This window comes from Paenibacillus sp. JT31N11 (assembly GCF_056269285.1).
This window is the reverse complement of record NZ_JBWDNQ010000047.1, coordinates 1-5,404: the sequence shown is the minus strand read 5'-3', so window position 1 is coordinate 5,404 and position 5,404 is coordinate 1. Positions and strand designations below refer to the sequence as shown.

Below are 5,404 nucleotides of genomic sequence, written 5' to 3'. Positions count from 1 at the left end.
GTTCAAGACATCCATAAATAACTGATGCTTGTCTCCGAACGTATCATACAAGCTTCTTCTGTGAATACCCATGCCGTCGACAAGCTCCTGTATGGAGGTTTTTTCGTAGCCTTGCCGCCAGAATAAGTCCATTGCCTTGTCTAATACCACGTTGATTTCATACTCTTTGCTTCTCGCCATGATCATTCTCACGCCCTTTTGCTGCCCTAGCTCCTGTCCGCAAACCCATATTATCATATCGAGAACGATCAGTAAAGAATTATTTTGAGTTGAGCTGTAGCCCGCAGCAATGGGGTTTATCGGTACGTTACGGATTGAACCGCAAAGTAAATAGTATCCATTTGTGGGAATCTTGATAAGATAAGGGTAGATTCTTCTGCAACCAGATGCGATCAGCCTAAATTCTTTCGTAGCGAGGTGTAAGGATGAAGAGACAAACTGCAGGGACCTTTCGATCGCGTTGGTTGGAGACACTCTTGAAGTACAAGTAAGAAGAACAATGGACAACATTAAAGCAATTCAGGAGGAGTCCGGGGCGAAATTATCGGACGCGTTACAGTAACCGTATATCTAGGTGACGGTGATGCATTCAACTCCTTCAATCAAGTTTATAAGGAGTATTTTACACTGCCATATCCCGCTAGAACGATAGCACCTGCTACAATGGGACCCGTCATAGTTGGAAATTGACGCTATCGCCCATATCTCATAGTTATTTTCTGTAGCATCATTCAGCTAAAACCAGCTAATAGCTTGTCAAGATTTTTCTCTTAAGTTTTAGAAGCAAAAGCACTATACTGAAAAATGGGCATGGTTAAGAGCCCTCCTTATGAGTGTTGAAAGGTTTTTGGTCTTTATGGAAAGTGTGGTTCTTAAGCTAAATTAAAATAGCATAGATCCAGTGTAGGAGCTTGTTTATAAAGGCAACAACGGCGACTCGGTATGGTTTTCCTTCTTCACGCTTCATATCGTAGTATTCACGAAGCTTTTTATTCCGGGAATTCTTTAACCCACATATGACCGCAAGATAAAAGCTATGCCTCAGCTGCTCGGAGCCACGTTTCGTGATGCGATTGGTGGTGGCGGTAAACTTCTCTGACGAAAAGACACTAGGGTCTACGCCTGCAAAGGCAACTACTTTCTTGGCGTGATTAATCCGGCTGATCTCCCCGATTTCAGACAAAACCGTTGCCGCGATTTTGCCACCGATCCCGGGTATTGACCGGATCATTCTAAATTCCTCAACTTCTTTAGCGAGAGCATCGAGCTTATTTTTAAGGTGGGACAGATGCTCTTGGTATTGAAGGAGGAGGTTGATGTATAACCAAGTTAGTGGAACAGACCGCCAATTTTGTTGGCAGCCTGGTGTCATGATGCTATTGTCTCCTTAGTTGAACAAAGTCAGCCGATCGATCGTGGTCGGCTGTCTCATGTTTGTATTGTGCTATAGTGCCCGTTACTTTAATGACCTGGTTGTTGCGCTATCATACCCGTCGTATTATGAGTTCAGCCAGTTATTACTGGTTGAACTCTTTTTCGAAGGAGTTTCGTACAGATAGCAGGGTAGAACGATCGTACCCGTGGAAAATGGTAATCCCGTCGCTAAAACTGTTCGCCCCCTACTTGTGGAAACCATGTTTAAAGCTGGTTGGGACGATGATCCCGCATAACAAGCGATGCTGTGGAACGGCAAGCAGCATAGGGATACAGGCAATTTATTACTTCTGATAGTTCCTTTCTTCTTAACAGGGCGCCTTGAAAATGCATATTGATGTATTGCTGCGCAACTGTGTATAATTACAAACAGTATTTGGATCACTTCAATGACAAAAATGAAGACGATTGGTGCATTAGTGCACCAAGTATTAAGAAAGTTGGGGGATAATATGTCTAAAGTCGATAGAAGAATACTTAAGTCTCAAGAAGCAATAAAGAGCGCTCTTATTGAATTGATGTAAAAAAAAAATTTCGATCAAATTACAATACAAGATATTTCCGACACGGCTAATGTGGGTCGGAGAACGATTTATCTTCATTATCAGGATAAGTATGATCTGCTGGATCAACTCATCCTGGAACATATTAATGAACTAAGGAAAATTTGTGAATCGGCATCCGATATGAATTTTGCTGACGGTGGCTCCATTTGGTTTGATTACTTAGAGCGTAATTATGCATTTTTTTCATCTATGTTACAAAGTAAAGAAGTAGCTTCCTTTCGCGACCGTTTCTTTGAATTTGTTATCGAACGATTAAAGCATTACGTAGATGTAACCAAAGGAGTAAATCAGGGTTTAAGTAAGGATGTATTATTAAATTTTCTTGGAACAGCCGTCGTAGGGGTAGTCGAAACGTGGCTTAACAATGGATTATCGGATCCAGCTCATGTTGTGGCAAGCCAAATGGGATTTTTGTTAGATAGGAATCTATAGTTGGTTGTGAAAGGAACGAGTGTTTCTCTAAACTGGACACGCCTGCTTAGAAATTATGTGCCCGTCACCTGCCCAGCGGATTTAGCACCTGCCAGCGCTGTCGGGCGATCGTTGCGCTTGGTCCAATTCCATAATAAAAATAGCGGATACCCTGGTCGCCGCTTTCTGGGTGTGAAGCCTACTTAACCGGTCATAACAATGAGGGCCATTAGCCGCGGGCATGGTTACTGCTCTCAGTAGGTTCCCATCTTTTTCGCTTTTTCCTATCCTGGCTCAAGCGCCATGGAATCGATGATGCTCTTATTCCTTAGTTGGCCAAACCTCATGAGCACCAGTTCTCTTCGATTATTTAATATTCAAACTTTAAATAAATCGCCCCAAAAGAATAACATTAACGATCGCTGAAGTATCTTATGTGTAATTTGATCTAATTTTTTTCAGCCATTAATGCAATAAGTGCGCTTTTTATTACTTCTTGTGACTTAAGTATTCTTCTATCAGCTTTAGACATTTTATCCTCCAACCTTCCTTAATAATCGCACAATATCAAGCAATTTGTGCACTAATACACACATCGTCGTCATTTGGACATTGAAGTGATTCTATTTCCGTTTATAATAAGACACAGTTGTGCAACAATACATCAATATGCATTTTTCAGGGCACCCTGTTAAAAGGAAAGAGATGGATTTTGGGTCAAATATCCGCTTTCGCGAATTCAGGCTATCGAATAAATCAAGACAGCCATGATTCGTTCTGACCGCGATAAATAGCTGCAGCCTTTTATTCGAAATTTCGGCTAAAAAGACTTTGAGGTGAACATTATGTTAAAACTTGGAATACTAGATCAATCTCTTGTCGGAGAGGGCCATACTGCTACCGAGACCCTTGCAACTACTACCCGTTTAGCAATTGAAGCTGATAATATTGGTTACTCCCGTTATTGGGTTTCCGAGCATCATGGCTCCAAAGGACTCGCTCACTCAAGCCCAGAGGTACTAATTGGTTATCTGGCTTCACATACCAACCGGATTCGCGTTGGCTCTGGCGGTATCATGATGCCCCATTACAGTGCATATAAGGTTGCCGAGAACTTTAAGCTGTTGGAAGCTCTGTACCCCGGCCGAATTGATTTAGGTATTGGCCACGCAACCGGTAGTCTTCCCTTAGCAACAAGCGTTCTTCAAGAAGGCCACCAACTAGAAACTAACTATTCGCAACAGGTTGTTGATCTCGTTGCTTATCTGCATGATGCAGTACCGGCAGATCATCGATTTCCTGATATTATTACTTCTCCGTCCGTGCCAACAGTACCAGAGCTGTGGTTGCTTGGTTCAAGCGGCAAAACGGCCGAACTTGCTGCTGAGTTAGGTGCTTCTTATGCGTTTGCCCATTTTATTATCTTTGCTACTGGCGGCCCTGAAGCTACAGCGTTGTATCGCGAGCAATTTAAGCCTTCAGGAATGAAGAGCAAGCCACAGTCTTTGGCTGCTGTCATTGTCATTTGCGCCGACACCGAACAGGAAGCACAGAAACTGGATTCCAGCGTAGGTTTTTATTATCAAGAACTGGCAAAGGGTAAGGAAATACCATTCTTCCCTACAGTCGAAACAGCCGAGCAATACCCCTACACAGATGAAGAACTTGAAAAACTTAAGGCTGGTCGTGCAAAACGAGTGGTCGGCAATCCCGAGCAAGTAAAACGCGGACTCTCCCAGATGGCTGAGGAGTATCAGACCAACGAATTGCTCCTGTTATCTCCAATTCATGATTTCGAAGCCAGACTTCGATCCTATCGACTCATTGCAAAAGCTTTTGGAATGAAGTAAACAAAAAAGGGTCAGCATGAAATTCAACAACGATTTAGGCAGCCACTTCACGAGTCCCCGGTTTTGGAGCGACCTTCGTTTGTTCTAGGAGTCATTCGCGAACTGAGTTAAGCCTACTATATCCCACTAAAATGCTCGTTATTTCAATAAACTAAAGAGGAGCTGCCTCGAAGCAAGCTCCTCCACTATCGTTCCCGTTAGCCATCCATGCATCTCCTTGAAGTAACGGGCAGTTTATTGCAACAACGGCTTTTAAAGATGCTAGTGAAGTGGAGCTTACCTCTTTATCTATATCTCCTAGAGTTCAGAAACTCGGCAACAGGGTACACGGCCAAGCCGAAGCTCAGAATGAGGCTTAACGGAATGTTGTCTTGTCCATTCACATACTTCTCGACAACGAGAACGATAACCAGGGCAATTAGAAGGGCGTGGTAACTGATTCTTGCGCTCTTCAATTGAATCATTTTGCCTAATTCGTCGTCCGGGCTGAAACCCTGATGTTGGGGTCCCCATGTCAAAGCGGTCATGACGACTCCGAGCGGAATCGCCAAGCGTATAAAATCGTCAACGACACCAAGAGTATCACGTTGAAGCCACCGGTAGAAATTCACCAACCCCGTATGTCAAATACTTTTTACATTTTATCTATGATCCTCCAAAAAACGATTCCGTTTTATCCTAGTACCGACTGTCATTAAGCCAATCTCGCTTAAAAACTTCTTAGCTTAGGGCGCGTTAAACTCCCTCGGTACGATTAAGTTTTCTCACGAATGCTCGCTTATTCGCAGGATTTCACCCTTGCCAGAAATACAGAAAGATAGTAAGAGAACTCACGTGGTAGACCTGGACAACATGAAGGCGTGAGGAAATAGAGGGGGCGACTATTCCCTCCCATGTTCTTCCATATTCTGCACGTTTCTCCACGCTGCCCCTGGAGGTTTTCACTCCCATGTCTCAACGGGTCGATGCCCTCTCATTCCTTCGTTACACCTGTCCAAGGGGTGGAGGCCGGTCTTGCTATCGGTACGGGTCGGTGCCCTTTGGTTTAACGCATCCGGTACGCCGTGCTTTCTTTGAAATCCCGCGAATAAGCCAAAACTCGTACAACGAAACGGTAAATGTATTGATTAAGCTGCTAGCTGG

The 5,404-nt window shown here is 43.7% G+C and carries 3 protein-coding genes and 2 pseudogenes; 2 read left to right on the top strand and 3 right to left on the bottom strand.

The features are described 5' to 3' along the window. Nucleotides 1–180, bottom strand: a 180-nt coding sequence (locus tag AC0YNV_RS40395; protein ID WP_475773085.1) for a TetR/AcrR family transcriptional regulator, incomplete at its 3' end; no start/stop codon positions are given. A 697-nt stretch (nt 181–877) separates the two neighbouring features. Further along, nucleotides 878–1,324 (bottom strand): annotated as a pseudogene (locus tag AC0YNV_RS40390) (transposase); the annotation flags it as partial. Between the two features lie 562 nt (nt 1,325–1,886). Here AC0YNV_RS40390 and AC0YNV_RS40385 point away from each other — a divergent pair. Together AC0YNV_RS40385 and AC0YNV_RS40380 are read left to right on the top strand one after the other, a co-directional pair. Next, a pseudogene (locus AC0YNV_RS40385) lies at nt 1,887–2,432 on the top strand (TetR/AcrR family transcriptional regulator). Nucleotides 2,433–3,256: 824 nt separating this feature from the next. Then, nucleotides 3,257–4,261, top strand: coding sequence for an LLM class flavin-dependent oxidoreductase (locus tag AC0YNV_RS40380; protein ID WP_475773084.1), 1,005 nt, complete (start codon nt 3,257–3,259; stop codon nt 4,259–4,261). Nucleotides 4,262–4,545: 284 nt separating this feature from the next. Here AC0YNV_RS40380 and AC0YNV_RS40375 read toward each other — a convergent pair whose 3' ends face one another. Continuing rightward, the gene (locus AC0YNV_RS40375; protein ID WP_475773083.1) at nt 4,546–4,872 is read right to left on the bottom strand and encodes a hypothetical protein; all 327 of its coding nucleotides are present in this window, start codon (nt 4,870–4,872) and stop codon (nt 4,546–4,548) included. Nucleotides 4,873–5,404: the final 532 nt, after the last annotated feature.